This is a genomic window from Marinifilum sp. (assembly GCF_965230805.1).
Lineage (GTDB): Bacteria > Bacteroidota > Bacteroidia > Bacteroidales > Marinifilaceae > Marinifilum.
In genome coordinates this window covers 1,913,520-1,936,503 of the sequence record NZ_OZ246019.1, presented here as the reverse complement: position 1 = coordinate 1,936,503, position 22,984 = coordinate 1,913,520, and the positions used below count along the sequence as shown (strand labels likewise).

Genomic DNA, 22,984 nt, shown 5'->3' with positions numbered 1-22,984 from the left:
GTTAATGCTGGTATTCCTTAGCATGAATTAAGTAGCCGCTGGAATAAGCAAATTATTTGTACTTTTATCGTAAACAAGATTATTTATGACTCTTTTTGAACACATCGGCAAATTCTTTAAATTTCTGCTTCTGGTTATTTCCAGACCAGAAAAGGGCAAACTTTTTTTTACCCAAATTGTAAAAGAAATTCATAAGTTGGGAATCAATTCCATTGGCATTGTTGTTATTATTTCGTTGTTTATGGGAGCTGTTATTGCCCTGCAAACAGCATACAATATGCTTAATCCTTTATTACCAGATTATTTGGTTGGATATACAACAAGAGAATCGATGCTATTAGAGTTCTCATCTACTATTGTTGGGTTGATACTTGCCGGTAAAGTGGGATCAAATATTGCATCAGAAATCGGATCAATGCGAGTAACCGAGCAAATAGATGCTTTGGAAATAATGGGGATCAATTCAGCCAATTATTTAATACTTCCTAAAATTGTAGCTGCAATTTTTATCAACCCGTTTTTGTATATTCTAAGTGTATTTGTTGGAATACTTGGTGGATTATCGGCAGGTCTTTTAACCAGAACGGTGCCTGTTTCCGAATTTATTTATGGGATACAATATGGTTTTATTCCTTACTATATTAGCTATTCTTTAATTAAAACAGTTGTATTTGCCTTTATCATTACAGCCGTGCCATCATATTATGGATATTACGTAAAAGGTGGAGCTTTGGAGGTTGGAAAAGCCAGTACCAAAGCAGTTGTTAACAGCAGTATTTTAATTTTACTGGCTAACGTTATACTTACTCAAATTCTCTTAAAATGATTAGACTCGAAAACGTAAATAAATCGTTTGGTAATTTAAAAGTCTTAAATGATATCTCTATTACATTTGAATCGGGGAAAACGAACTTAATTATCGGACAAAGTGGCTCGGGAAAAACTGTACTTTTAAAATCGATAATTGGTTTACATGAGGTAGATAATGGTGCAATATTCTATAATGATCGGAACTTTACACAATTGAATCGAAAAGGTAAAAAAGAAATTCGTAAGGAAATGGGAATGGTTTTTCAAGGAGGGGCACTGTTTGATTCCTTAAATGTAGAGGAGAATGTAAAATTTCCTTTAGAAATGTTCTCCACAATGTCCGAGAAAGAAAAAAACAATAGAGTAGCTTTCTGTCTTGACAGAGTAAACATTAACAATGCCAATCATTTATACCCGGCTGAAATAAGCGGAGGAATGCAAAAAAGAGTTGCCATTGCCCGGGCTATTGCCCTAAATCCTAAATATTTGTTTTGCGACGAACCTAACTCGGGTTTGGATCCGGTAACCGCAATCGTAATTGATAACTTGATTCAGGAGATCACCAAAGAGTTTAATATTACAACAATCATAAATACTCACGACATGAACTCGGTTATGGAAATTGGAGAGAAAATTCTTTTCATCAGCAAAGGATTTAATGAATGGGAAGGCACTAAATACGAGATTTTTAATACCGATAATTCTACATTAAACGATTTTGTATTTGCTTCCGATTTGTTTAAAAAGATTAAAAAATCGACCTGATTACCGCTGAACTTAAAGATTAAGCAAGCATTTGTTATCTTTGCCACACAAACCAGTTAAGTTTTCGATGAACAAAGTATTGATAATTGCTATTGCCGCCGTACTGGCCTTTCTTTTTTCCTGCTCAAAAGAAAAAAAGGGTGAACCAAAATTAAATCAGGAAGAATTTATTCATATGCTGATTGATATTCATATTGCAGATGGAACCATGTCAGCTCAGAATATTTATCGTGCCGGTAAGAATTATCGCCCTAGTTATTATTACAATTCTATTTACGAAAAATATGGTATTCAGCCCGATGAGTTTGATTCATGTGTAGCCTATTATGCCGATAACACATCAAATTTTACAAAGATATACGATAAGGTGATTGATTCACTAAACAGGCTGGAGACTAAATATCGGATTGATATTAAAAATGCAAAGCTTGAACAGGACACAATTAATTTGTGGCAGCGAAAGGACAATTATAGTATTTCAAATAATAGAAAACTCAATTTTCAATTTAGAATCCCGATAAAGGAAAGAGGAATTTATACAATATCTGCGGACATCAGAATTTTTAGTAAAGACCAAACTCTTAATCCAAAGATGGAAGCTTATTTCTGGAAAAGTGATACCATCAATGGACCTCAAGAAATTCATTTTGATCCTAAAATGATTGAGAAAGACTCTATTTTCAAAACCTATTCCATACAACTTGAATATCCTGATACTATTTATACTGAATTGCGAGGAAATTTATTTAGTTGGGAGAATGATCTGAAAATATTTACTCAAAAATATGATATCAAAAATATCAAGATTTATAATCCGGAAATGAAACCGGATACTGCCGCAATTGAGAATGAAATAGAAAAACATTTGAGTCGGGACAGGATGTTGCACGATTATGATGCAAGATGAGAAAAATAACTGCAAACTATATTTTTCCGGTAAGCTCAGCTCCATTAAAAAATGGAATCATAGTCCTTGATGATAAAAATAAAATCATTGATATTATCGATACTAAAAATAAATTCAAGGAGATTGAGAACCTTGAATTCTATAGTGGTGTAATCGTTCCTGGATTTGTGGATGCGTTTACACTTCTTTCATACAGTAATTTTTTAGGCAAGGATTTTACAGACTGTATTAGTGGTGATTTTTATTCAAACTTAAGTGCAAAAATATCCATAATAAAAGCCGATCTGCAATCTGTTCAAAGAGCAATTAATCATCTTGAAGCCTATGGAACAAAGGCTGCTTTAGATTTATATCCTCATCCCGATTGTTCTCCACAAAAAATGAAATCTAAAATTTATTTTTCTGACTCCAATAGGAATTTATCCTTAGGATTAGATGAACAGGAAGAAAACTCCAACTCCTTTACTTTGATTAACCGATATACCTTAAAAGAAAATTCAATTCTTCCCAAAACATCCAATCATATTTGTATTGGTACCGGATCACTTGGTACTCACCAAAAGCTATCTGTTTTTGAAGAGATGAAATGGATTCAAGCTCGGTTTTCGATCTTACTGCCTGGGAAATAATTAAATGGACATGTTTAAATGCTGCCAAATTTTTAAACATCGACAATGTTTTTGGCTCTTTGGAAATTGGAAAAAGCCCGGGATTAAATATTGTTTCGGGTATTGATTTTACAAAGCAGCAACTATCTAACGAAGCTGAATTAAAAGTTCTTATTTAACGTGAGTTTGAGCTAAGCTACTTTGTTAAGGTTAACATTTTCAACAATATCGACGTTAATGTTGGGCTTTTTTGGCAAAAAATGATATGCTATTAATCCCGAGATTAAATTGGCAAGGAAATTTTCAAAGCTCCTGTGTCTGGTATGTTCTATCTGACAAATATTTTTTAATTCATCGTTAACAGATTCAACCAAAGCCATTTTTCGCAATAAGATCTTGTCATTGATATGCATAAGGGAATTCTTCATATTCTTTCGAATTTTAGTAATCATGTGTATGCCATCTACGAAAAGCTGCTCAAAGAGTGTTTTGCTTATATAACCTTTGTCGGCTATTAATTTTCCAAATAGTTTGTCATGGAAGTCTTTGTTCTTTAATGGCGACCTGTCATCTACATTCCCCTGAGTGAATAGAAAATCTATGATTTCTCCTTTGTCGTTGATGACAATATGAAGCTTAAAGCCATAAAACCAACCCATGGAACACTGCCCTTTTGTTGCAATACCCTGAAATACCTTGTTTTGCTTTTCCCGGCGGATATGACAAGCTCTTATTGGCGTTGAATCAATAAAGGAGATGCCTGTACATTCACCCAGACAACAAGTTTGAAGAAAAACACTCATCGGCAGAAAGACCTTCTTCTGTAGCTCCACAAAGCGATTATAGGATACCGTCTGCGGAAACTCTTCTTTCATATGCTTTTGGACGTAGTTTAGATAGAAGTGTTTTAAGTTTCTGTACTGTCCCAAATGGAAAAATATCAAAATAGTAATCACCTCACTATCTGACAATTTAAACTTTCGTTTTCTCCTGTTTATCCCTGTTTCAAGACTTAAAACATGTCCTTGTCTGGCCTGTTCAAATTCTTTGCAAAATTCATCTGCCAAATAAAAAATTTCTGTAAGTTTAGACAACATCTTAGAATAAGGTTTTTGTTTGATACATATTTAAATATCAGAAACTTAAATATAAACAATGCCTTATTCTTTTTTTACTTTGATCTGATTTTTCTTACATGGAACTCACGTTAATTAAGTATTTAAAAAGGGCCTAAGGCAGTATTCCCGTTTATACAAATTGCATTTCAAAACATCTGGTAAACCAATCTATTTTCTTGCAATCATTAATTCTTTTTGTATTGATTTGTATTTTCTCCATCAAATTGTAAACAATCAATAGGAGAATAAAATACAAATCATTTTGATTCTTAAAATGTCAAATCAATTACGCAGTATCAATTACTCAATATACTGCATACAGAAACTTTTGGTTTACAATCAGTGTAATACCAGTTGAATAGCCAAAGGATTCTAACTTATTTTTGCTAAAATCTCTACAAATTTTTTGTGATTTCTAGAAAACCGCTGCTTTTGTTCTTTTCGCACTTGCATTTGATTACTCTGCATGTTGTGTTGATTTCAATTTCAGATGGTTTAATTGTGTCCGCAGCTTGTTTTGTATCAAAACCCACTGCATTTGTTCTTTTCGCACTTGCATTTGATTACTCTGCATGTTGTGTTGATTTCAATTTCAGATGGTTTAATTGTGTCCGCAGCTTGTTTTGTATCAAAACCCACTGCATTTGTTCTGTTCGCACTTGCATTTAATTGCTCTGCATGTTGTGTTGATTTCGATTTCAGATGGTTTAAATGTGTCCGCAGCTTGTTTTGTATCAAAAACCACTGCATTTGTTCTGTTCGCACTTGCATTTGATTGCTCTGCATGTTGTGTTGATTACGATTTCGGAAGGTTTAAGTCAAAAATTTACTCCTTATTGAGAACTTCTGTTAATTTTTCATCTTGCTACAAGTATTCAGGTTAATGTCAAAATCCTTATTGTAACTTGCTATGTACGGCAGATGTTCCCAATTGTTTCTTCAGCTTAAGAGTTTTTTACAGAAGGTTGGATATCTTCTTTTTTTGCTTGCTTATTGGTGTTAAAAGTATAACTTTAAGCTCTTTACCTTTTCTAAATCAAGAGAAACTATATCAACTATGTTAAAAATAAACATTGGAATAATCTGTCTTTTACTGATTTTTACAAATTCCATACATTGCTTTTCGTGCAACAGCAAAGCCAATTCAAATTCCACTTCGGTTCAAAATAAACTTTCAAAGCCGCAGAAATTTAGTCAAGTTAAAAATCTGTTCTATAATGTTCCCAGTCCGCTGCAAGTAACAGACTTGATGAAGAAAATGAATTTGCCTTATCAACCTGATTTAATGAATTCAGTCAAAAATGCCGACAACTATTTGACCCAAGCGGATATGGCCATTAATATTGGTATTTATGGTGCTGATTTAAGTTACATTCGCATTTACAATCAATTTCAGGATGCAGCGCGATATCTTGCGATTATTAAAAAATTTACTCGAGAGTTGGGGATTCCTGAAGAACAAGAGAAAATTACTGCACAGCGAGTTGAAGCCAATATCGAAAATCAAGATTCGCTCCTAAATATTATATCAGAAACTTTTACCAGATCAGATAGTTACCTAAAACAAAATCAACGTGGTGGTACTGCCGCTTTAATTGTATTTGGGGGATGGATTGAAACACTATACTTGGCAACAAATATTATCGATCTTAATCACCCTCAAAAAGAGTTGGTTCGTCTTATAGCAGAACAAAAGCATTCTGTGAGAAATTTAATTGGTTTGTTAAACCAATATCGCAATAACCCCAAAATAAATGAAGTACTTCCCGATTTAAAAGAATTGGATGCCAAGTTTAGAGAAATTGAACAGCTTAAAAAAACACCTTCGAGTGTAAAATCGAAAAATGGAAAAACAATAATTCAAAATAAAGTGACCCTTACAGCTTCGAACGAAACGATTAAGGGCATTTACAAAATTAACAATCGAATAAGAGCAAAGCTTACCGAATTATAGCTGCCACAAAACTTACTACTTATGAAGATATTAATAAGACTTAGCATCATAACCACTTGCATTGTAGCTTTGCAACATGTTTCGTTGGCGCAATGCAATGAGTATACAAAGAAAGAATGTATTCCCCAGCTTAATCCTTACACATTTAACGGGCAATTAAACAATGCTGTATTATCGCAAGGAGAAACGGCAGAACTTCAATTAACTTTCTACAAAGACCAGGAATACAGAATACTTGTTGAAGGAGAAGATCAATTGGGTAACTTGCACTTTCAATTATTCGATACTGAATACAATTTGCTGTACGATAATGCTGACGAAGATTATACCAACATATGGGATTTTATGGTTGAAAGCACGGATGACTTTATTATTCGTGTATTGGTTCCCGAAAATACGGGTAAATATGAGATTGAAAGTGGATGTGTTTCGATTCTTGTCGGATTTAGAGCCTTTGGGTCAAGAACGATCTTTAAATAAGATGAGTTGTTCAATCAATTCCATCAAATTCTTCAAAATATCCTTATGTTCTTTAAAGATTTTTAATTCAAATCTGTAATAATTATGTCTTTCCATAATGGTATCTCACTAATAGAACTCCAATCCATACCTTTTAAATTCAGCTTGTTTACATCCATTTAGGCTCCATAACCATTCGTTTGGGTTCTTTCATCATCCATTTAGGTTCCCGAAGTATCTATTGAGGTTCGGCAAGGTAAATTTTAGATTTCCTAAGTGGCCTTTTAGGTTGAGATACCTCAATGTTTTGCTTACATGAGCCGCGATTTAGCTTAGAGAAGCTATTATTTTATAATTACAAGCCAAATAGTTCTATTCGGAACTTAAATGCTTTTATTCGGATCGTAAATGCAGGTAAAAATTAGCTATTGACTTTTATTCATAAGCTTTTTTGTTATCAGCTAAACACTGTGCAAAAAAAAAGCTGCCATAAAAAGCAAGCTTTATTGATCTATGGTTATTGCAGAATCTTCTACTTCAGTAAAAACTTAGCATTTCCAATGTGATTCCCTTCTGCAAATACATCCACTTTGTATTCACCGGCAACAAGGCTACCATCATTATCCCAGAAAATTGCTACCTCCAACTCGTCTCCTTCATAATCGATTTCGCGTTTTGCAGAATAAACCAATTTGGTATTCTCGAAGTCGAATAAAAGATTCTGTGGATTGCCAAGAACCACTTCGTCAGGACGAGTTAAACGCACAAAAATTTCTTTTGCACCTGTTGATGCAGTAATGTTTTTACGCAAGGTAAAACTAGTTTTCAGCTTAACAGTCTTGGTAATTTTCTTAACCGTTTTTCCTTTTTTATTAATCGGTTCACAAATTAAAGCGGCAACGTCTAAAGCAGAAGCTTTACTAATCACCTCTTTCATATTCTCTGTAGACTCCTCAAGTTTTTGGTTTCTTTCCTTTACCCAATTTATCTGCTTCTTCACCCTAACATTTTCAGCTGTTAGCAGCTGATTACGGGTGTTTAAAGAATCAATTTGAACAATATAGTCCCTTAAAACTTCTTTTAATGTTCCTAACTCCCGCTTGTATTTGTTAATCTCGGCATATGAGTTATTTCGGAAAACTCTCATTCTTTCCAGAAGCTCAGCGATTTTTTCCTGCTCCATTTTTAGCTGAACATTCAACGTATCGTTACTGGTTTGTAGAGAATCGTAATCGGCCGAAAGCAGTTGCAGTTCATTCTGCAAGCTTACTTTCTCTGCTGTTATCTCACCAATATATCTTTTGTTTTCGCGATGTTCTGAGTAATACATTACTGCAACAACTATCAAAACAATTCCTAATCCAATTAGTACTCCTTTGTAAATTTTATCTTTCTTCTCGTTTTCCATATCTCCTGTGGTAATTCAGTCTTTTTACTGTTTCGTGCAAATGTACTTATCTTTTTTAAAAAATCGTTGTATCCATCATGTAATCAGGACATAATTTTTGATTTCTACAGAATTCACATTAAAGCATTGGGCAATTATTATACCAAGTCAAAAACTGATGCATAAAAAAACGGAACTGCCATAAAATGTAACAGTTCCGTTAAAACTAACCCACAGTTTTTATAATATGTCTATGTAGAATATTTCTACAATAAGTTTCCAATTTTAATACCGAAGTAAATTGTTCTTGGGTTTAATGGACCATATATATATGCAGGATCTCTATCAATTCCACGATCATGATCATCCTGATACGAATTGAAGATATTCTTAACACCTGTGTATAACTGAAGTTTTGCACCATTCAACTTGATGTTGTAACGGAACTTCATTCCTAAATCGAAGAATGAATCAGATTCCTCTAATACAGTATCATAGTGAGGTACTAGCATCGAACCTGTATAATTTCCTGTTGATGAAATACCCAATTTCTTAGTTGGTTTCCAATCTAAAGTAAAGTATCCGTATTCTTCAGGAGTTCTGAAGAATTTCTTCTCATCAAATTCTTGTGCCTCTTCGTATTTACTGCTTTGTAAAGTAAATCCACCTTTCATCGAGAATTTATCACTTGGCACAAAATTTAATTCCATGTTTAAACCTTTTACAACAGCACCTTCCTTGGCATTCACACGTGTATAAATTACAGTACCATTAGCATCTGGATCACCAAATTCATTAACAAAAGGATTGTCAAGTTTTGTATAAAAACCCTCAACAAGGAATCCAACGAAAGTATTTCCAATTTTCTTGTTAAAGTCTAGAGAAGCCATATAACTGTGACTTGTTTCCTGCTCTAAATCATCAGAATTTTCATGAAGTACTTGTCTTGAACCTGAAGTCTCGATATGAAGGTCTTCGTCGAAAATCTGCGGAGCACGATATCCTTTTGAGTAACTTGCTCTAGCTTGTAAATGCTCTTTAATATCATATTTTAAAGTTACACGCGGAGAAAATACATTTCCTGTTTCCTTTCCACCGTGACTGTGATATTTGTCTTCTACCGAGTAGTGATCGAAACGAGCTCCAATAGAAACGCTTAATCTGTTAAAATCCATTTCGTATTGTGAGAAAATACCTACAGTATTTTTATCCTGATCCGCAACAATTGTATTATCAGTATGTGGAATTACAATTTCACCTTCCCCATTTTCGAAAGCATTGTCGAGATCTGCATACCCCAACTTCTTATCTTTCAGCCACTCTCCAACATTTTCTACTCCTAAAGTAAGGTTTGAGTTTTCGAAATTAGCATTGTACTGAGAACCTACTGTGTAAGTAAATCCTTCTGTACTACCATAGTCGCTTAAGGATTGCTCTGCACCATAATAAGAATCTCTATCGACTTTTTGTCCTGATACATATACCGACCACAGATCTTTTTCTCTAAAGAATTGATCAAAAGTTAGAGCTCCTGTTGTGATATCGTGTTCTAATGCCTCAGCTATTCCAGCTTCATGCTCTACATAGCTGAACTTATCACCACCTCTACGAGTCTCCTTGATATTAAAGAAATCAAGAGATACTTTGCTACGTGCACTAAATCTGTGGAACAATCTCGATCCTATAGTTGTATTTTTCAATAAAGAAATCTCTGAGTAAGAATCATCATTTGCATCAAATGGCTGTCTGTCACGATAAAAGCCATATACAGCCAAACCTGTTTTACTATCTGAAGATACCAAAGAAGTATTCATACTTACTGTATAATCTTCTGCAGGATCGTCAGCGCCGTCAACTCCAACACCAATTAAACTGCTGCTAGCTCCAAATTCATATGAATTGTTTACCGGATCTTTTAAGATTAGGTTGACTGTTCCTGCAATTGCATTGCTACCATATAAGGCAGATCCACCGCCACGAACAACTTCAACACGTTCAATCATGTTGGCTGGCATTAATTCCAAACCATAAACCCCAGCTAATCCACTAAAAATGGGACGACTGTTAATTAAAATTTGTGAATAAGGACCTTCCATACCATTCATTCTTACCTGTGTAAAACCACAGTTCTGACAGTTGTTCTCCATTCTTAAACCAGGAGCAAAGTTCAAACTCTCTGATAAAGTAACCGACTGAGTAGCTGTAAATAGTTTTGGAGTTAAGGTATTTACAATTGTAGAAGCTTCAATTCTGTTGGTTTCATTTCTGTCACAGGTAACCACAATTTCCTCAAGACCTAAAACATCTTTCTCTAAGTCGAAATTGATTTCAATTGATTTTCCTGATACAATCTCTATTTCTTTAACTTCTGGCTTGTAACCAAGAGATTGAGCTTTGATTTTTACTTTACCAACAGGAAGGTTCACAATTTGAAAGTGACCCGTTTCATCGGTGGTAGTTCCAATTGTTGTTCCTTCAATACAAATGGTTGCAAAAGGCAAATGATCGCCATTTGCAAGAACATGTCCATAAATATTTGCATCAGTCCTTTTGTGCTGAGCAATTGATACAAGAGATAATGCCATAAGCAATACGCTTAAGCAAGTTTTTAATGTTGTTTTCATTACAGTTTAATTATTGATATGTGAAATTTATCGTATTTTCAAAATAGGAACATAGAATTAAATAATTTTTGGGGTGCTAGAATACTTTTCGACTGAATAGGGAATTACAGGAGCAACTTCTTCCAGTTTTAACATGAAATAAGTAAATTCTATGGTTCTTTAAAGTCTATTCTTCGTTAAAAACTATAGCCGTGACAATAGTCATACCTCTATTTTTTAACTTGACTAAACTCAAAATTCTCAAAACAATTTAAGACTCATGATAAAACCTGTAAACTTTATACAAGTTCAGTTTTAACCCAAAAAACAAAAAAAACTATGATAAAACAGGAGGTGCCCGGTTAGGCAGAAGACTCTGCAAAAGACTCTTTTTTGTATGATAGCTATAGTCTTTTGAGACATCGACAATCTCTTTTGATTCGAATGCAACAATAAAAATAGCTGCAAGAAGAAAAAAGAAGTTGGTAATTTGATGAATGGAAAAGTACTCATTTGACTGGTGACTGTGAGTATTTCCGTTTGAATTAGCATTTGCACTTTTAAAAGGGTGAGCATGAACAATTAATTGTCCCTGATCATTTTTATGAACATGCCAGTTAAACGCAGCATTGCCTGCCAGCAATAAGAATGCTGGAATTAGAATGCAAATAACTGCGGTTTTATATTTCTGGAACAAATTCAAAATCTACAATTTGTGCTTATTATTGTATTACCGCACAAAAATAGATTGAGCATAAATAGTAAACAATACCTAAATGTAGGTATAATTGTCAATTAGTATGTTTTTAAACATATTTTTGGCACTTATACGAAAAGGCAACTGTTCATTACCTCTTCATCAATAATTAAATTGGATTGATTGGCATTATCGATAGTGCCAATTCGTGCATAATAATCATATATGCTGCAAATCATTTCATGCTGGTACAGATACCACAACTGAACATTCTGCCACAATTTTTCTCCGGGACCATATTTTGCTCTCCACTCGTAAGCCAATTCGGTAAGTTGTTCGGTATCGGACCCAAAGCGATAAAACACGTTTTTAAACGAAATCGGCTCAATTCCAGTTTGTTTGGCTTCATCGAATTTGAAATCAGCAAATTCTATCAAGTCTTGAATCTCTTTTCTTCCTTCAAAGTTTGAATCAATAATGAGAAACTTATTCAATCGGTCAACAAATTGAGATCCTGATAAATCTAAATGCAGCTTGCAAAATTTCTCCAAAGCCAAAAGCTGATCTTTCAAATTTGAATTGCTATTCACCTGAACAATTTTAGAAGATAGAATATCATCCTCGCAAAAAGAGACATCATCTCCAAACATGGAACTCAATTCATGCAACACGGTTTTAATAAAATCAAGATTCATATCCTCGCTTTCGCAGATCAACAGAAAATAGTCCTGATATCGAATCAAACGAACCAGTTTATTGTGGACATGAAACTTTAAACTTCTTTTCAGGAATATACCATTTTTATCGAGGTAGATGTAAAGTACTGTTCTCCGCTCTCTTTCTGCACTCGCAAAACCGACAAGCTTATGGTAACGAATCGAAAAAGAATTGGAGATTAAATTTAGTCGATCCGATACAATCAGCTCTATTTCATTTTCTAATTCACATTTCACATGATTTAAAATGCTAACCCCGTTGGCAAAAGCCGATTTAATAATCGACATTAACAATCGATTGGCGTTTATTTTAAATTCGCTTTCAAGAACAACAGAATAATCTTTTGCCAATTGTAATGCCGATTCGTAGCGTGGAAGATCCTTTTCTGTTATGGTATTCGAGAACATTCTGCCAAATCGATTTTTCTCTTTCTGAACGTGCAAATATTCATCAGGAAGAATCAAATGAGGAAATCTTTCGCGCAAATTGATTATGGGTTTCAATACCGCATTTTTAGTATCAACCACAGTGTCAAGTTCTATTTCAAAATCTTCTTCACAGAACATTGCACATTTAAATCCTAAACTCGAAGCCAATAGGCAGAACAGAGCTTCTTTAAAGCCGCAACTGCTAAATACAAAATCAAACTTGCTGGCGGTAGCTTCTTCCAGAATTTTTTGTCTGTTTTCTATCGAAAATGTAGATGAATCAACCATTTTACTTTTATTAACCTATTTTTGTACTTAATCTTTGTAATTTTGTTGCCATTATCAAATATCAAAACCAATTAATTTGAAAAAGATAGCATTAAATATCCTTATGGGATTATCGGTTTCCTTATTAATTTATTCTTGTGCAAATCAGGGTAACCCAACTGGTGGACCTATTGATGAAACTCCTCCACGAGTGGTCGAAACCAAGCCTGAAAATTATGCCTTGAACTTTAAAGGGGGTAAAATCGAAATATTTTTCAACGAATTTGTACAGCTTGAGCAAATAAACGAAAAGTTTGTGATTTCCCCACCATTAAAAAAAGCTCCCTTGGTAAAATTAAAAGGAAGATCGATATATATAAAATTAGAAGAGGAATTAAAAGAAAATACCACCTACACGCTTGATTTTAGCGATGGTATTGTTGATAACAACGAGAGGAATCCTTTGGGAGATTATCAATTTGTATTCTCTACAGGTGAAGCGATTGATTCTTTAAGTATAAAGGGAAAGGTAGATAATGCCTTCGACGAAAATCCAGTTGAAAAATCGATGGTGATGGCATACTTGAACACTAACGATTCGGTGCCGCTAACTATTATTCCCGATTATATTGCATTAACCGATTCTGCAGGATACTTTCAACTGAATAACCTACGCGAAGGTACTTACAAATTGTTTGCAATTGTTGACGGAAACAGGGATTATTTATACAATGGACCTGGCGAAATGATTGCTTATTTCGATGAATTGATTGTTCCTTCGGCTCACCGATATGAGCAGTTGGATTCAATTGGTGGCGATTCTATTGTAATTAGGAAAGCAACTGCTTTGGAGCCCAACAATATTCACATGAGAATGTTCGACGAAGAAAATCCTTTGCAATACCTTACGGGATATAAAAGACCAAGACGAGAAAAACTTGAATTCGAATTTAATGCCAGAAGAACCGATAGTATGATGATTGATTTTGTAGGTTTCGAAGAAAATACGGATTGGTTTATGGCAGAAATTAATTCTCGAAAGGATACACTTTCTTTTTGGATTACAGATTCTACCATCTACAAAAGAGATACTTTATTGGCTGCTTTGCAATACCTGAAAACCGATACAACCAACCAGCTATTCCTTTTTCAGGATACCGTAAAATTGAATTTTAAAGACCCCAAAAAAGCAAAGGCTAAATCATCGAAAAGAAAGAAAGAAAAGAAAAAAGCAAAGCTTAAGAAACCACACTATAAATTCAGTTTTAAATCAAGTTCATCGCAGGATTTGAACAAACACATCCCAATTGTCTTCGATGAACCTTTGGCTAAGATCAATTATGATAGCATTCATTTTTATCAGCTGAATGATACTTTGGAAATTCCTTATGATTTTAAGATTGAAAAAGATCCAAACAAACTTTTGCAATACAATTTTATAGTTGACTGGCAATCCGAAAGCAGTTATAAAATTGTTATCGATTCAACAGCATTCCAAAACATTTATGGATTGTACAGCGACTCTTTCCAAGGAAAAGTAACAACCCGGGAATTTGAATATTATGGAAAGTTGTTTATTAATGTGTCAGGTGTTAAAGGCCCTAGTTTGATACAGTTGCTGGAAAGTGGAAAAAGCGAGAAAGTAATTCAAACCAAGAAAATCGAATCAGATCAGACTGTTATTTTCGATTACCTGGAACCTAAAACTTATATTTTTAAGGTAATAGAAGATCGCAACGATAATGGTGTTTGGGATACCGGAAACTATCAAGAAAAAATTCAGCCTGAACAAGTGTTTTATTTCCGTAAAGAGATAAAAGTGCGTTCGAATTGGGAAGTTGAAGATAAAATCGTGATACCCGCAAGAAAAGAAGTAATGTTCCAATTGCATGATCAAGTAGATGAACTCATCGAAGAAATGAAAGATGCGATTAACCAAAAAGCCAAGAATAACAAACGCAAAAAGAAAAAATAATGTCTGTACTGATTGAATTTGCTATTTTCCCAACCGATAAGGGTGACAGCGTAAGCTCAGAAGTGAGTAAAGTGATCGATTTAATCCGCAAGAGCGGATGCAACTACCAGCTTACTGCAATGGGAACCTTAATTGAAACAGATACTATGCCCGAGGCATTAGATATTGTAAACAAATCGCATGATATTCTATCTGAGAACTCGAATCGAATATACTGTTCTATGAATATTGATAGCCAAAAAGGCAAAAGTAATCGCTTAAAAACAAAGGTGAAAGCCATAGAGGGTAAAATCGGAAAAGTTAACAAATAAAGGCTATAAATTTCTGACAGTGTTTTGAAACCTGTAAGCGTTTATGTATTTGAAAATGTCCAGTTCATGTACACACCCTTCTCAACATCACTTTTTGTTAAAATCGCTATAGTACTACTATTGCTTTTTATCGTAAATAGTAAGGCAAGCGCACAATGCATCGAAAAGAATTTTGCTTTCGAGTCCGGCGAAAAATTAACATACCGTGGTTATTACAATTGGGGCTTTATTTGGGTAGCTGCCGGAGAAGTAAACTTGAGTATTGAAAATAGCCGATACCAAGGAAAAGATGCATACAAATTTTATGGTACGGGCAAAAACCTTAAAGCATTCGATTGGTTTTTTCACTTACGTGATACGCTTTGCGCTTACGCTGATAGAGAAACTTTATCGCCATTTTATTTCGATAGAAGAACCCACGAAGCAAAATACCATGCGCATCACGAATATTGGTTCAACTACTCCGATAGCACGATTTTATCGAAAATTCAGAAACGAGAAAAGCCTGTAAAATTTGACACTCTGGCCAACAAAGCATGTACTTTCGACATCCTGTCTGTGGCTTACTATGTACGCAATCTGGATTTTAGCAAATACAAAAAGGGCGATAAAATTCCGCTATCGATGTTGGTTGATAACGAAATCCACTCTCTCTACATTCGCTACAAAGGCTTGGAAACCATTAAAACAAAATCGGGCGAACGATTTGAAAGCCTGAAGTTTTCGCCTTTGTTGGTTCAGGGAACCATGTTTAAAGGTGGCGAAGACATGACTGTTTGGCTCAGTAACGACAACAACCGAATTCCCATACAAGTTGAAGCCAAAGTTTTGGTTGGAAGTGTAAAAGGTATTCTCGATTCGTACGAAGGCTTGCGCAATTCTAAGAATTCTTTCTTTAAAAGACGCAACGGAAAGTTGAATATTCAGGAATAATATAGTTCTTTATGAATAATCCATTTTTTAATCATTATTACAACAGGCAAACAGATGTACCAGATCTTTTGAAAAACAATTGGCAGTGAGCTTTATCCAAAATTTGAATTCTTATTCGTTCACTAATAAATTACATCCTCTGATGTCAGAATTATCGAATCGGCCAAGGATCTCAAACTTTCCATTTTTGTGGATTTTACCAAGATCCTGAGTTTCAATAAACGAACAAGAGTGAACATTGGCCAAGTCAATAACATTTACACCTCCTGTTCTTCCGGTTTTTTCGTACGAAAAGGGATCATATGCATCACGAATCATAACCTTCATCCAATTTGGAGTTTTGAATAAGCTATTCCCTTTCGAATAAGCTTGCGAAAGCAGCTCCGTCATGCCATATTCAGAGTGAATTTCGTTTACATTGAATTGGGCACAAAGAAAGGTATGCAGCTCCTCGCGGGTAATTTCTTTTCTTCTGCCCTTCATTCCTCCTGTTTCCATGATGATTATATCGGAAAGATCCAATTCATAATTTTCGGCCAAATCAAGCAAAGCAAAGCTTACACCCAATAGTAAAACTTTTTGTTTCGATTTTTTTAATTCAGCAATGGTTCGAATCAATTCTTCATGGTTGTGGAGGTAGAATCCACTATTAGAATGTTTGCTATGCTTAATCAGGTGTTCCATCATGTAGATTAAGGATGAACCTTCACGCTCAAGATAAGAAGGGAGAAGAGCCAAAACGCAATAATCAGTAATGGATCCATAAAAATCTTCGAATCCTTTTGTAAAACTTTTTTCGTAAATACCAACATCCGACACAAAATGCCTGCTTGTTAATTTGCCGGTAGTTCCGCTACTGGTAAAAATTTCTTGGGCAGGATGATTCGAAGAAACAATTTTTCTGGATTTAAAAAACTCTATGGGAAGAAATGGGATATCTATAATTCTATTGATCTGATTTACGTTCTTTTTCAGATGCTGAAGATATTCACGATAATCAGCATTGTTTTTCGCTTGGTATTGAAAAATCTCTAATGCTAGTTTTTCAAATTCAATTTCGTTTCCTATCGAAAATATCTTGTTCTTCCAGTTCATTTATGCCAGTTCTTAAAATTGCATCGGCTGCAAAGTTAATCGATTTTTGGGATGTCTTTCTGTTTTTAACTGATTCTGTATTCTGAGTAAATACCTATTATGAAACGAACATGATTAAAGATTTAAGGCTCTTATTTCATGCTTAAAGTCACCCGCATTTGCCAATGTTCTTATTTTGGTATTATTCTTATAAGTAATTATAGTATTGTCTTCAGTGGCAACAATTAGAGCTCTCTCGTTGTGCTGTGCTCCTCCTAATTTTCCCTCACCTTTTATTAAAATAACGTGAGTTCGACGTAAAATTCTATCCACAGAAAGTTCTATTTGGGATAGATTTGCATTAAAAATTTGGAAAGAATAGCGTGCTATTTTGAGGAATTTTTAATGTGAAGATGTCGTAAGGAGAACTTTCCATTATGTGTTTGCCTGCTTTCGGCATAAATTTCCTCAAATCTTCTTGAAATATCCCGATATTCCTTCGAAAATTTGAGAAAATTTCTACTCAAAATCAGATCAAACTGTGAACGAATTTTACGTCGAACTCACGTTAAAATATATTCATCTCCTACAAGCTCGGTTGACACCAACTGATCAAAACCAACATCACGATCAGGATTTTTTTTCTGTGGATTACCTGATGCACACATCGATCCCGAATTTACAGCAATGGGTTTGTTTGATATTATGTGAGTTCCATTTACAACATTAAGATTTTTTGTGCCTCCCTGCTGAGATTTGATCTGATTAATACTTACACCAATAACTATTGATTGCCCTTTGTTTAAGCTAACTGTAAAGGTGTTTGTTGATCTTCAGGCAAACAGAACGTTTGGATTACTAAAAGAAATGTTTGTATTATTTTCGGTTGCCATGGCCGATATAAAATGACCATTGTGCTTATCAAAACCACCAGCACTAGAATACATATGGCCACTGTAAAAATCGGTACCAAAACCAGTTGTACCCTTTGATGTAAGCAGATCACCTTGAGCATTCGATTTGTTTTGAATACTTACAAAGAATTTTTTTGAGCCAGACACAATTAAACCTTCAGTATCAAGTACTTTATTTAAATCTTCAGTTCCGATAATTCCTTGAGATTCAATTATGGAGCCAGGTGTGTTATCGGTGTCTGATAAGTAAGCAGAGTAATTTAAGTTAATCGTTTGTGGTGTAGAACTTGACAGGCTTACCGTTTTCACAAATGTTCCGTTGTTGTTTCTAATGGTAACATCGAATGCTTCGGTTTCAGTTGTTGTTAGAACCATTCGATGATCGTCAACCTTTGCTTTATCCTTTGTAAACGAACACATTGGTGGAATATAATGAAGTTTGTCAACTTGTGCTTTTGATAGATTGCTGACTAGAAGTAACAGCACAATCAACGTAGGATGAAATGTAAGTGTAGATTTTTTCATAGTAAAGCAATAGTTATTAAGTTTGATACTACGAATATAATCTTAATTTGTGTAAATAGGGATATTGTAAAATAAAAAAAAGCAGTCTTTTTAAGACTGCTTTAGAATCCCCGTAAGGGAAATATTTAGGATTGTATTATCCTCGAATTGCTGCTACCCCTGGTAATTCTTTGCCTTCGATATATTCAAGAAGTGCACCACCACCTGTTGATACGTAGCTTACCTTATCAGCTAAGTTGTATTTATTGATTGCTGCAACAGAATCGCCACCACCAATTAGCGAGAAAGCACCTTTTTCGGTAGCAGTTACAATTGCGTCGGCAATGGCTTTGGTTCCTTTGGCAAAAGTATCCATTTCGAATACGCCGACAGGGCCGTTCCAAAGAATTGTTTCTGATTCTTCAATAACGCTTTTAAAGTTTTTGATTGTGTCTTCGGCAACATCCAAGCCCATCCAATCAGTTGGAATTTCGGATACATTGCAAACTTTGGTATTGGCATCATTTGAGAAGTCATCAGCAACCAAAGCATCAACTGCCAAGTGAAGCTTTACATTGTTTTCTTCAGCTTCTTTCAAAATTTCTCGTGCAATATCTAACTTATCGTCTTCAACCAGCGAGTTCCCAATTTTACCACCCATCGATTTAACGAAAGTGTAAGTCATACCACCACCAATTATCAAGTGATCAACTTTTGGCATTAATGTTTTGATGATATCAATTTTTGAAGAAACCTTAGCACCACCCATAATTGCTGTTAACGGGCGCTTTGAGTCTTTCAATACTTTATCAACGCTTGATAGCTCACCTTCCATTACGTAACCGAACATTTTGTTTTCCGGGAAGAATTTAGCAATCACAGCAGTTGAAGCATGAGCACGGTGTGCAGTCCCAAATGCATCGTTGATCCAAAGATCAGCCAAATCAGCTAATTTTTTAGCGAAATCTTCGTCACCAGCTTTTTCTTCACTGTAAAAACGAAGGTTTTCCAATAAAAGAACTTCACCATCTTTTAATTCTGCAGCCATTGTTTTTGCGCTTTCGCCAATACAATCATCAGCAAATTTTACATCAACACCTAATTTTGCCGAAAGGTGAGCAACGATGTGCTTCAACGAAAATTTTTCATCAACACCTTTTGGTCTGCCAAGGTGAGACATCAAAATGACTGATCCGTTTCCTTCTAATACCTTTTTGATGGTTGGAAGTGCAGCACGGATACGTGTGTCATCGGTAATTTCGAACTGGTCGTTCAAAGGCACATTAAAATCAACTCTGATAATCGCCTTTTTTCCTGAAAAATTGTATGAATCAATTGTTTGCATTGGAATAAATCTTTAATTTTTTTCTTCCAAACAAAGGTATGTTTTTATTCAAATTGCTGCAAAAAAGATATGTAAATCATTTGTAAGTAATAGAATTTCAGGTGGTAAGTGTGCTGTGGCTTCTTGCGTTGAAACGATTGCATAAATTTTTCTTTATTGTAAATTAATGGTCAAAACGTCAATTTTTATTCAATTCCAATTGATCTGAAACCAATATGATAAAGCTCTGCTATATTTTTTTAACTTTGGATACCCCGATGTAACTTTGAGCCATATTCGGGATTAAAATATTTTTGATCAACAGATGGTGCTTACAATTATCTGTTCGAACCCATTTCATATTCAAAATTCATGCAATTTAAAGATATAATTGGCCACGATGAGGTCAAGCAAAGATTTATACAAACAGTTAACGAGAATAGAGTAAGTCATGCTCAGCTATTGATTGGCCCCAAGGGGGTTGGGAAACTTTCCATGGCAATCGCCTTTGCTCAATACGTTTCATGCCTCGATAAACAGGGCAACGATTCTTGCGGTGTTTGTTCATCGTGTAAAAAATATTCAAAATTAATTCATCCCGACCTGCATTTTGTTTTTCCTGTAGTTAAAGGAAAAGGCTTTACCAATCCGGTTAGCGATCATTTTATTGAATTGTGGCGTTCACAAATTGCAAGTGATCCATATTTTGACATAGGTGATTGGTATCGTACGCTTGGAGTTGACAATTCGCAAGGGATGATTTATTCAGGAGAAAGTAATGAAATCATCAAGAAATTGAGTTTAAAATCTTATGAGTCGGATTATAAAGTAATGATCATTTGGTTGCCTGAAAAAATGCATGCTTCGTGTGCCAATAAATTGCTTAAAATGATTGAGGAGCCTCCTGTAAAGACATTATTTTTTATGGTTTCCGAAGAACCTGATAAAATACTTCAAACCATTTTGTCTAGGACTCAGCTGATTAAAATTCCGGCAATTGATCAGGAATCATTGTCGGTAGCAGTTCAAAATGAGTTTGACCTTAGCGATCAGGAATTAAAAAATGTAGTGCGCTTATCAGAGGGAAGTTATCGTAAGGCTAGAATTCTTATCCAAAATTCAGATGAAAACGCAGAGAATTTTGAGAGTTTTGTCGCTATCATGAGGCATTGTTATGCCCGAAAGGTACTCGAGATTATGGATTGGGCGGAAGAGATATCAGCAATTGGCCGCGAACGTCAGAAAGGTTTCCTGAATTATTGTGTTCGAATGATACGCGAAAACTTTATTCTTAACCTAAAGCAAGCCGAAATGGTTTATTTAAGTGGAGAAGAAATGGATTTTTCGCAACGATTTTCACCTTTTATAAACGAAGAAAATGTTTGGATGATTTCCGACGAACTTTCGAAAGCTTATACCGATATAGAAAGAAATGCAAATGCAAAGATTGTCTTTCTTGATTTGGGATTAAAGCTGGTTAAATTATTGCGCCCTTAAAAGTCCAATAATTACCCGAAATAATTACCTTTAAAGGTTTTGTAAATTAAAATTCATTAATTTCGCAGTCGATTATCGACTAATAATCAATATATATGACAGAAAATAAGGAACTAAAAGGAAAATGCGTAGGCTGCGCATCTAATAAAAGGGACCATCGTTTGTTGGCTGGAAAGCTTGATGTTTACGATTGGTTGAAAGATGTTCCTGAAAGTGCACAATGTCCGGACGTTGTTGAAATCAAATTTAAGAATACCCGTAAGGGATTCTACTCAAATACAAATCAATTAAGATTACAAAGAGGTGATGTGGTTGCTGTAGAGTCATCGCCCGGGCATGATATTGGAATCGTATCTTTAACCGGCGACTTGGTGGTTGAGCAGATGCGCAAACATAAATTGGATCCCAATACATACGAGGCGAAGAAAGTATACAGAAAAGCCAAGCCCGTAGATATTGAAAAATGGCAGGAAGCCATTGCACTGGAACACAAAACAATGATTAAAGCGCGCCAAATTTCAGCCGAGCTAAAGCTTGATATGAAGATTGGTGATGTAGAATATCAGGGAGATAAAACAAAGGCTATTTTCTATTATATTGCCGACGACCGGGTTGATTTTAGACAATTAATTAAGGTTTTGGCAGAGCAGTTCAGAATCAGAATTGAGATGCGACAAATCGGTGCTCGTCAGGAAGCTGGCAGAATAGGAGGGATTGGCCCATGTGGTAGGGAACTGTGTTGCTCTACTTGGATTACCAACTTTGTATCGGTTACAACCAATGCAGCTCGTTATCAGGAAATATCTTTAAATCCTCAGAAATTAGCCGGGCAGTGTGGAAAGCTGAAATGTTGTCTGAACTTTGAGTTAGATTGTTATGTAGATGCTCAAAAGGATTTTCCGAATACCAGTATTCCATTGGAAACAAAGGATGGTACTGCCTATCATCAAAAAACAGATATCTTCAAACGACAAATGTGGTATTCATTCGACAAGTTTAATTCGATGAATATGGTTCAGGTGTCTGTTGACAGGGTGAAGGAAATTGTCCGACTAAACAAGAAAGGAATAAAAGTAGATAAGTTATTGTCTGAAAAATCGCATGCTTCTAAAAAATCTTTGGATTACGAAAATGTAGTAGGTCAGGATAGCTTGAATCGTTTTGATAAAAAGGAGAATCCTGGCAGACGAAGAGGAAAAAGAAAATACCGTCGTAAACCAAGAAAACCAAATAAGCCAACACAGTCATGAATAAACTGATTTGGATTTGCAGCCTGATCGTATTCGCATGCTTTGTCCAATCGTGCGATTCAAATCGTGTTTACGAAACCTATCAGGAAATTCCGGACTACAAATGGAACATGAATCATAAATTGCGGTTCGAGATTGAAGTTACAGATACTATCCATGCTCACAATTTGTATGTAAACATACGAAATACAGGCGCATATGCGTATAGTAACATGTGGTTGTTTATTAAAAGAACATCGCCTGAGGGAGCTGTAATCGAAGAACAATTCGAATGCAATTTAGCTACCGAAAAAGGAGAATGGTTTGGAAGTGGATTCGGAAATATTTTCGACTTGCAAATTCCTTATCGGCAAAATATCGTTTTCAAAAAACCGGGAAGCTATGTTTATGAAATTGTGCAGGGAATGCGCGATGAGGAATTAAAAGAAGTAGTGAATGTTGGATTAAGGCTTGAAAAAGCAAATCAATAAAATATTTAGCCA

Annotated in this window: 22 protein-coding genes and 1 pseudogene; 13 read left to right on the top strand and 10 right to left on the bottom strand. The window is 35.0% G+C overall.

Translation table 11 applies throughout. From position 1 onward, the window contains the following. Positions 1–85: 85 nt before the first annotated feature. From ACO05S_RS07695 to ACO05S_RS07675, 5 genes are all read left to right on the top strand, one after another. On the top strand, positions 86–826 hold the full coding sequence (locus tag ACO05S_RS07695) for an MlaE family ABC transporter permease (RefSeq protein WP_421920939.1): 741 nt from the start codon (positions 86–88) through the stop codon (positions 824–826). After that, positions 823–1,575 carry an ABC transporter ATP-binding protein gene (locus tag ACO05S_RS07690; RefSeq protein ID WP_421920938.1) on the top strand — a complete coding sequence of 251 codons (753 nt, stop codon included), beginning with the start codon at positions 823–825 and terminating at the stop codon, positions 1,573–1,575. The genes ACO05S_RS07695 and ACO05S_RS07690 overlap by 4 nt, the downstream gene beginning before the upstream one ends. A gap of 67 nt (positions 1,576–1,642) precedes the next feature. After that, positions 1,643–2,482 (top strand): DUF4296 domain-containing protein, encoded by an 840-nt coding sequence (locus tag ACO05S_RS07685; protein WP_421920937.1) that lies wholly within the window; start codon positions 1,643–1,645, stop codon positions 2,480–2,482. After that, on the top strand, positions 2,479–3,111 hold the full coding sequence (locus ACO05S_RS07680; RefSeq protein ID WP_421920936.1) for a hypothetical protein: 633 nt from the start codon (positions 2,479–2,481) through the stop codon (positions 3,109–3,111). The genes ACO05S_RS07685 and ACO05S_RS07680 overlap by 4 nt, the downstream gene beginning before the upstream one ends. Beyond that, entirely contained in the window at positions 3,069–3,269 is a 201-nt protein-coding gene (locus ACO05S_RS07675; RefSeq protein WP_421920935.1) for an amidohydrolase family protein, read from the top strand. The genes ACO05S_RS07680 and ACO05S_RS07675 overlap by 43 nt, the downstream gene beginning before the upstream one ends. Positions 3,270–3,281: 12 nt before the next feature. Here the strand turns inward: ACO05S_RS07675 and ACO05S_RS07670 are convergent, their stop codons facing one another. Further along, positions 3,282–4,187, bottom strand: coding sequence for an IS982 family transposase (locus ACO05S_RS07670; protein WP_421920934.1), 906 nt, complete (start codon positions 4,185–4,187; stop codon positions 3,282–3,284). 1,270 nt (positions 4,188–5,457) lie between these two features. Between ACO05S_RS07670 and ACO05S_RS07665 the strand changes: the two genes are divergently transcribed. After that, entirely contained in the window at positions 5,458–6,162 is a 705-nt protein-coding gene (locus tag ACO05S_RS07665) for a hypothetical protein (protein ID WP_421920933.1), read from the top strand. 21 nt (positions 6,163–6,183) lie between these two features. Then, a complete protein-coding gene (locus tag ACO05S_RS07660) occupies positions 6,184–6,642 on the top strand; it encodes a hypothetical protein (protein ID WP_421920932.1) in 459 nt (152 codons plus the stop codon). Positions 6,643–7,153: 511 nt separating this feature from the next. On the opposite strand, the gene ACO05S_RS07655 is transcribed toward ACO05S_RS07660, so the two are convergent. The 4 genes from ACO05S_RS07655 to ACO05S_RS07640 all read right to left on the bottom strand — a co-directional run bounded on the left by ACO05S_RS07655 (position 7,154) and on the right by ACO05S_RS07640 (position 12,741). After that, on the bottom strand, positions 7,154–8,029 hold the full coding sequence (locus ACO05S_RS07655; protein ID WP_421920931.1) for a hypothetical protein: 876 nt from the start codon (positions 8,027–8,029) through the stop codon (positions 7,154–7,156). Between the two features lie 245 nt (positions 8,030–8,274). Next, entirely contained in the window at positions 8,275–10,632 is a 2,358-nt protein-coding gene (locus ACO05S_RS07650) for a TonB-dependent receptor (RefSeq protein WP_421920930.1), read from the bottom strand. A gap of 316 nt (positions 10,633–10,948) precedes the next feature. Beyond that, positions 10,949–11,314, bottom strand: coding sequence for a hypothetical protein (locus tag ACO05S_RS07645; RefSeq protein WP_421920929.1), 366 nt, complete (start codon positions 11,312–11,314; stop codon positions 10,949–10,951). A gap of 122 nt (positions 11,315–11,436) precedes the next feature. Next, entirely contained in the window at positions 11,437–12,741 is a 1,305-nt protein-coding gene (locus ACO05S_RS07640) for a hypothetical protein (protein WP_421920928.1), read from the bottom strand. A gap of 76 nt (positions 12,742–12,817) precedes the next feature. On the opposite strand from ACO05S_RS07640, the gene ACO05S_RS07635 reads away from it, so the two are divergent. From ACO05S_RS07635 to ACO05S_RS07625, 3 genes are all read left to right on the top strand, one after another. Then, positions 12,818–14,695, top strand: a complete 1,878-nt coding sequence (locus ACO05S_RS07635; protein ID WP_421920927.1) for an Ig-like domain-containing domain — start codon at positions 12,818–12,820, stop codon at positions 14,693–14,695. Next, positions 14,695–15,006, top strand: a complete 312-nt coding sequence (locus tag ACO05S_RS07630; protein ID WP_421920926.1) for an MTH1187 family thiamine-binding protein — start codon at positions 14,695–14,697, stop codon at positions 15,004–15,006. The genes ACO05S_RS07635 and ACO05S_RS07630 overlap by 1 nt, the downstream gene beginning before the upstream one ends. Before the next feature lie 66 nt (positions 15,007–15,072). Beyond that, a complete protein-coding gene (locus ACO05S_RS07625) occupies positions 15,073–15,939 on the top strand; it encodes a DUF3108 domain-containing protein (protein ID WP_421920925.1) in 867 nt (288 codons plus the stop codon). A 111-nt stretch (positions 15,940–16,050) separates the two neighbouring features. Here the strand turns inward: ACO05S_RS07625 and ACO05S_RS07620 are convergent, their stop codons facing one another. The 5 genes and pseudogenes from ACO05S_RS07620 to ACO05S_RS07600 form a co-directional block, all read right to left on the bottom strand. Beyond that, positions 16,051–17,034, bottom strand: a complete 984-nt coding sequence (locus tag ACO05S_RS07620; protein ID WP_421920924.1) for an acyl transferase — start codon at positions 17,032–17,034, stop codon at positions 16,051–16,053. Positions 17,035–17,148: 114 nt separating this feature from the next. Continuing rightward, on the bottom strand, positions 17,149–17,346 hold the full coding sequence (locus tag ACO05S_RS07615) for a hypothetical protein (RefSeq protein ID WP_421920923.1): 198 nt from the start codon (positions 17,344–17,346) through the stop codon (positions 17,149–17,151). Positions 17,347–17,576: 230 nt separating this feature from the next. Continuing rightward, positions 17,577–17,825: pseudogene (locus ACO05S_RS07610) on the bottom strand (hypothetical protein); the annotation flags it as partial. A 21-nt stretch (positions 17,826–17,846) separates the two neighbouring features. Beyond that, positions 17,847–18,452, bottom strand: coding sequence for a hypothetical protein (locus tag ACO05S_RS07605; RefSeq protein WP_421920922.1), 606 nt, complete (start codon positions 18,450–18,452; stop codon positions 17,847–17,849). 136 nt (positions 18,453–18,588) lie between these two features. Next, positions 18,589–19,776, bottom strand: coding sequence for a phosphoglycerate kinase (locus ACO05S_RS07600; protein WP_421920921.1), 1,188 nt, complete (start codon positions 19,774–19,776; stop codon positions 18,589–18,591). A gap of 351 nt (positions 19,777–20,127) precedes the next feature. On the opposite strand from ACO05S_RS07600, the gene ACO05S_RS07595 reads away from it, so the two are divergent. From ACO05S_RS07595 to ACO05S_RS07585, 3 genes are all read left to right on the top strand, one after another. After that, on the top strand, positions 20,128–21,252 hold the full coding sequence (locus tag ACO05S_RS07595; RefSeq protein ID WP_421920920.1) for an ATP-binding protein: 1,125 nt from the start codon (positions 20,128–20,130) through the stop codon (positions 21,250–21,252). A 95-nt stretch (positions 21,253–21,347) separates the two neighbouring features. Then, entirely contained in the window at positions 21,348–22,502 is a 1,155-nt protein-coding gene (locus ACO05S_RS07590) for a PSP1 domain-containing protein (RefSeq protein ID WP_421920919.1), read from the top strand. Further along, positions 22,499–22,972, top strand: a complete 474-nt coding sequence (locus ACO05S_RS07585; RefSeq protein ID WP_421920918.1) for a gliding motility lipoprotein GldH — start codon at positions 22,499–22,501, stop codon at positions 22,970–22,972. Before ACO05S_RS07590 ends, ACO05S_RS07585 begins: the two co-directional genes overlap by 4 nt. Positions 22,973–22,984: the final 12 nt, after the last annotated feature.